At 61.2% G+C, this 5,131-nt stretch carries 6 protein-coding genes; 2 read left to right on the top strand and 4 right to left on the bottom strand.

Going from position 1 to position 5,131, the window contains the following annotated elements; genetic code table 11:
• Positions 1-268: 268 nt before the first annotated feature.
• Genes L979_RS06705 through L979_RS06695 form a run of 3 tightly spaced genes read right to left on the bottom strand, consistent with a single transcriptional unit; the run spans position 269 to position 2,381 of the window.
• Positions 269-985, bottom strand: coding sequence for a hypothetical protein (locus L979_RS06705; RefSeq protein ID WP_052209609.1), 717 nt, complete (start codon positions 983-985; stop codon positions 269-271).
• Entirely contained in the window at positions 982-1,965 is a 984-nt protein-coding gene (locus tag L979_RS06700; RefSeq protein ID WP_081993956.1) for an ABC transporter ATP-binding protein, read from the bottom strand. The genes L979_RS06705 and L979_RS06700 overlap by 4 nt, the downstream gene beginning before the upstream one ends.
• The gene (locus tag L979_RS06695; protein ID WP_047690754.1) at positions 1,962-2,381 is read right to left on the bottom strand and encodes a GntR family transcriptional regulator; all 420 of its coding nucleotides are present in this window, start codon (positions 2,379-2,381) and stop codon (positions 1,962-1,964) included. The genes L979_RS06700 and L979_RS06695 overlap by 4 nt, the downstream gene beginning before the upstream one ends.
• Before the next feature lie 357 nt (positions 2,382-2,738).
• Here L979_RS06695 and L979_RS06690 point away from each other — a divergent pair, with 357 nt between their 5' ends.
• The gene (locus tag L979_RS06690; protein ID WP_047690752.1) at positions 2,739-3,038 is read left to right on the top strand and encodes a hypothetical protein; all 300 of its coding nucleotides are present in this window, start codon (positions 2,739-2,741) and stop codon (positions 3,036-3,038) included.
• Complete coding sequence (locus L979_RS06685) at positions 2,999-3,868, top strand: DUF418 domain-containing protein (RefSeq protein WP_081993953.1); 870 nt, start codon at positions 2,999-3,001, stop codon at positions 3,866-3,868. Before L979_RS06690 ends, L979_RS06685 begins: the two co-directional genes overlap by 40 nt.
• On the opposite strand, the gene L979_RS06680 is transcribed toward L979_RS06685, so the two are convergent.
• Entirely contained in the window at positions 3,865-4,971 is a 1,107-nt protein-coding gene (locus tag L979_RS06680; RefSeq protein ID WP_047690750.1) for a DNA alkylation repair protein, read from the bottom strand. The two genes, L979_RS06685 and L979_RS06680, sit on opposite strands and share 4 nt — an antisense overlap.
• Positions 4,972-5,131: the final 160 nt, after the last annotated feature.

The following is a 5,131-nucleotide window of genomic DNA, read 5'->3' as shown; positions in this document are numbered from 1 at the left end:
CATCCTCCCGTGGAATCAGAGCCTCCACCAGACCCGGGGCGATACACAATCTCCCTGAACCCGGGCAGCGTCCTGGACGTGTTGGAAACCGTGGGGCAGTGAGAAACGACGCCGGACCGGGATGGCTGACCCGGTCCGGCGTCCCTGGATCCATGAGATCACCCCTTGTTGATGAGATGACACTCTGTTGGGTGTCATCTCATCAGTTGGTGGTGATCTCACGGGGTGTTGGGCGGTCCGGCGTCGTTGTCCTGCTGGCGTCAGGGGTTCAGACGGTGGCGCGTTGGTTGGCCCCGTAGCTCACGGCCAGGCAGACGACGGCGAACGCTGCGACACCTACCGTGGGCGCCCACGCGCCGAGTGAGCGGATGAAATCCATGGTGAAATCCCGCTGCCACACAAACAGTGCCACGGCTGCGGCCAGCAACAACACTGCCCCCACAATCGCGCCCGTGACAGCGGTGGCGCCAAAGGCCCGGAAGATGGTGCCGAAAGCTGCCCCTGTGAACAGTGCGGCCATGGAATAAGCAAAGATCGCCACAAAGGTCACCACGGGATGACCGTCTCCCAGTACTGGCGTGGCGAAAACCGGCAAACCGATCATCCAACCGTCCGTGAGGTGTTCCAGACCCAGCAGGATGGTGCCGCAGGTTGCCGCAATCAAGGCGGTGACGGCAAAACCCATGGAGCTGCCCACCCAGAAATCGCGCCGGGTTCCACCGAAGGCAAGAACAGTGGCAAAGGTGCGGTTGACCGCCAGGGCCGCGGATGAAATGAAGAAACCGATGAGCACACTGACCAGCATTCCCAGGCCTGTGAATGTGGAGGCAACCTCCTGGGGTAGGGGAAAGCCGGTCACAATGCCGGTGATGAGACCGGCCAGTATGGTCAGCGCCAGGACGGCGGCCAACATCAAGGGGGCAACGTAGATCGAGTAGGTCCGCAGGGCCATGTAGAGGCGAAAACTGCGCAACGGGTACTTCATGACAGGTCTCCCTTGTTCTCAACATGTTCAGGTGTGTTCTGCTCGGCATCCAGAACACCCAAGGCCGCCACAATCTCCTGCAGGCCTGGGGATTCAACGGACAGGTGGAGATCTTCTGCACGCTGCTGTTCGCGGCCCACCACGGATCCTCTGACCAGAACGGACTTGATCCGGCCAAGAGATTGGGATGACACGACGTCGTACCCCGCCGTGAACTCATCCACTGCCGTGTCCATGCCGCGGACTGCGGTCATGGATGCCGTGACGTCTTCCACCGGCGCATGCAGCTCAATCCGCCCCCGGCGCATGAGGATGACGTCCTCCATGAGATTTGCAGCCTCATCAATCAGGTGCGTGGACATCAGGACCAGGCGAGGGTGCTCTGAAACAGCCAGCATGAGTTCCTCATAGAAGATGTTCCGCGAGGAGGGGTCCAGGCCCAGATACGGTTCATCCAGGAACGTGTAGTCCGCCCTGCTGGCCAGCGAAATTGAGATGGCCAACGCTGATCTTTGACCACGGGAGAGCTTCTTCAGCGGAGTCTTGCGCGGCACACTGAAACGGTCCAACAGGTGTTGTGCTGTTTGGGCAGACCACCGTGGATAAAACGCTGGAAGGGCTTGGAGCAGGTGCCGGGCAGTGTACTCATCGTGCCAACGCTGGTCCTCATGGATGAAGCACGTCCGCTCCAGAACACGGGCATTCTCCGCAGGATTCTGGCCGTCGATTCTCACCTGGCCGGAACTGCGGAAAGTGTGGTTGAAGATCACTGACATCAAGGTGGTCTTGCCCACACCGTTGGCGCCCAACAGGCCGTAGACCTTGCCGGACTCCAAACGGAGGTCAATACCCTGCAGGACGCGGTGCTTGCCGTAGGACTTGGTCAATCCTTGCACCGTGATTCCGTCAGTCTTGGTGGACTCATCTGGGTGATCGGAGTGTAGGGGATGGTGGTCGTGTGACGTGGTGGCGAGTTTCATGACTGAGCCTCCGAGGCAGTGGGTGTGCTGGACGCATTCTGGGGTTGCTCGGCTGAGTGGCTGCGGATGAGGCTCACGACGTCATCCGTGGTCATGCCGAGGCGTTTGGCTTCCGCCAGCAGGGGCTCCACATAGGAGCGCAGCAGTGAACCTTGGCGTTCAGTGCGCAGGATTGCTGGACCATTGGCAGTCACGAACATGCCGACGCCGCGGCGCTTCTCAAGTACTCCCTGGTCCACCAGTCGGTTGACCGCTTTGCCTGCGGTGGCCGGATTGATGCGGAAGTGCACGGACAGCTCCGTGGTTGAGGGCACCTGGGCGCCTGGCGGGTAGGCGCCGGAGAGGATGTCGTCTGCGATTTGGTCGGCCAGGTCCAAGAAGATGGGACGGTCCGATCGTGGTGCAGGTGGTGTCACGGCATCCTCCCTTGGTCAGTTGGTTAGTTACTCAACTAATGAACCATAGAAGTGGTTCGATGGCAAGGGTGCCGTCAGCTGGTGTCACCCTGCAGGCGGGGCAGACATTCGCCGAGTTCTGGGCATGAGGAGTCATTCCAAAGCAGGAGACAGTGCAGCGCACGGATGAACCTGGGGCGGCCAAGGTCTGCACGCTGGATGTAGGCGGGTTCATTCCTTCAGCCGTGTTGGCACAGGCCGGATATTTCTACGCTGAAGGTGTTGAATCCCCCCATCTGAAAGGTCCTGCGTGTCCACAGCCACCGCATCGCCTCCCACCACACTCGAACGGCAACCACCCACGGGCTCAAGCGTCGGTTGCCGGCGTTGGACGTGTTGCGTGGCATTGCCATCCTGGGCACACTGCTGACCAACATCTGGATCTTTTCCACCCCGCGCTCGGTCGGTGGTGGACTGCCCACGGACATCATTCCGGACGCCGCGCAGAACGGGTTTGCCACGATCTTCCAGACGGGCCTGGGTCTGGTGACGGATGGCGGGTTCATTGGTTTGTTGACCATCATGTTGGGCATCGGCCTGGAGATTCAACGCCAGGCGGCGCTACGCCGCGGTGAAACATGGCCTGGTCGTTACCCCTGGCGGTTTCCGCCATCATGATCAGCGGCCCCAAGGCTCAGAAGATCTGGATGATTGCCGGTTTGACCGTTCACGTCCTGGTGATTGCCGGGATGGACCTTGTCCAGTTGCTCTTCCAGTTCTTGATGGACATCCCGGACAAGACCGAGTTTTTGAACGATTCCCCCGTTGGTGGCCGGGCAGCGGCGGGAGAAGTGAGTGCGGCAGGGGTTACGTCCACTGACTCCTATTGGGACATGGTCCAGAACCGGTTGAACGACTTTGTGGGCGGTCGCATGGAAATCCCCATCATGTTCTTCATGGGCATTGGCTTGTTCCTGGTGGGAGCGCACCTGTACCACGCCGGGATCTTTGATGAGCGCGGCAGAAAGTTACGCCTGTGGATCATGCTGCTGGCATTCGGCGTGGGTGTACCCGTGGACTGGGCATGCCGCCTGTTGGTGCCCGACTACACCGGTGCCATCACGCGTTACATCACCTCAACACGGGTGACCTTTGGCATCCTGGCAGCAGTTGCAGCGTTTTACGCCCGCAAAACGGACACCGGGATTCTGGGAACCGCTCTCAGTGCAGTGGGGAAGATGGCGTTGACGTGTTACATCTTGCAGAATCTGGTGGCCTCCATCATTTTCTACGACTGGGGTTTTGGGGTTGCCAACCGAATTGCCGGTGACAACACCGTGTGGTGGACCATGGTGATTTATCTCGGTATCGCCGGATTCCTGATCGGTTTGAGTTTGGTGTGGCTGCGGTTCTTCAAGCCTAGCCTGGTGGAATGGTTGTGGCACGGGATGTTTGACGGCATCAGTGCCGCGCTGGATCGCCGTCAGCAGCGCATCCAGTCGCGTTAATTCCGGGGCAGTAGTTCAAAGTCCACGGCGGGGTGTTCCACGCCATTGATCTGCAGCGCCACCGAGTGCATACCAGCGTGATACTTGCGGGTGGTGATCTCACGGAATGAATGGCGGCGTGTGAGCTCCACGGTCTCGCCCGGGGCCAGTTCCATGGTGGTCCACTTGAAGGTCTTGGGCGTGGTGGTCCCGTTGGCCTTGCGATGGTGCACCACGTAGTCGATCAGCAGCTTGGCGGGGGTGGCGTCGTCGTCGTTGTGGACAGTGGCGCTGATCTGCAGCGAACCTCCCCACTGAACGGCCGGCGGTGTGAGCAGCGGCCCCTGAACATCGACGACGACCGGCGGGTACCCCGTGAGCGCCAGCGCTTCCGGGTGACCGCGTTTGATCACGGTGCGCAGGGCATGCTTGACCGTGCGGGCCGTGTATGACCCGGGACGATCCAGCCATGTGGCTGCGGTTTGGACCACCAGGTCCGGGTGATGGCGGCTGAGATCGTTGAGGTGATTGGCCACGGAACGCCGAACGTATTCGCTGGGATCGTTGTGGAGCGCTGTGAGGATGGGCAGCGTGGCGCTGGGCTCTGCCGCCAGTTCCGGTACGCGCAGGCCCCACGGGAGCAACGGGCGGGTCCCTTCCGAGGCCAGGCGACGTACGTGTTCATCGGGGGACTGTGTCCACTCTGACGCTGCCGCCAGCACCCGCCGGTGATCCTGGCGCAACAGAATCCTGAGGGCGAATTCTGCCGTGAATCGATGAGTGAACTCTGCCAGGACATCCAAGGCCTCCTGGAAGGTGCGCTCGGAACCGGTTGCCACGGCGTTGTGCGCCACTGCCTCCGTCACGGGCCAGATCATCCACCCGGAGAAATCTTGTGGATGAGCCGTTGCCGCTTCACGGATCGTGGCCACCAACCTGTCTGGGCCCAGGTCCTTGAGCAAAGCATGGCTCACCAGGTCCACGCGGGCCCGCATGGGCTGACCGTCCAGGGCTGCGGGGACGGCGTTCAGATGTTCAGCCGGTTGCTGCGGGGTGACCAGGGTGATCATCCTGGCCAGTGCTTCCACGGTGGAGGTTCCAAGCATCTGGTCGGCTGTTGGCATGAGGTCCTCGGAGCGGTTGGCGGCGGGTAATGGAAGTGGGAGACCACCGTACCGGCGGCGTGGGCCAACGGCGGGGTCACCTCCGCGCCTTGTAAATTGGTGCGGTGACTTCCCAGCCCTCAGCTCCCGCTGCCACGCCGCTTGGTGTGCTGCAAGAGGT

This window comes from Kocuria sp. ZOR0020 (genome assembly GCF_000800955.1).
GTDB lineage: Bacteria > Actinomycetota > Actinomycetes > Actinomycetales > Micrococcaceae > Kocuria > Kocuria subflava.
This window is presented reverse-complemented; position numbering and strand designations above follow the sequence as displayed.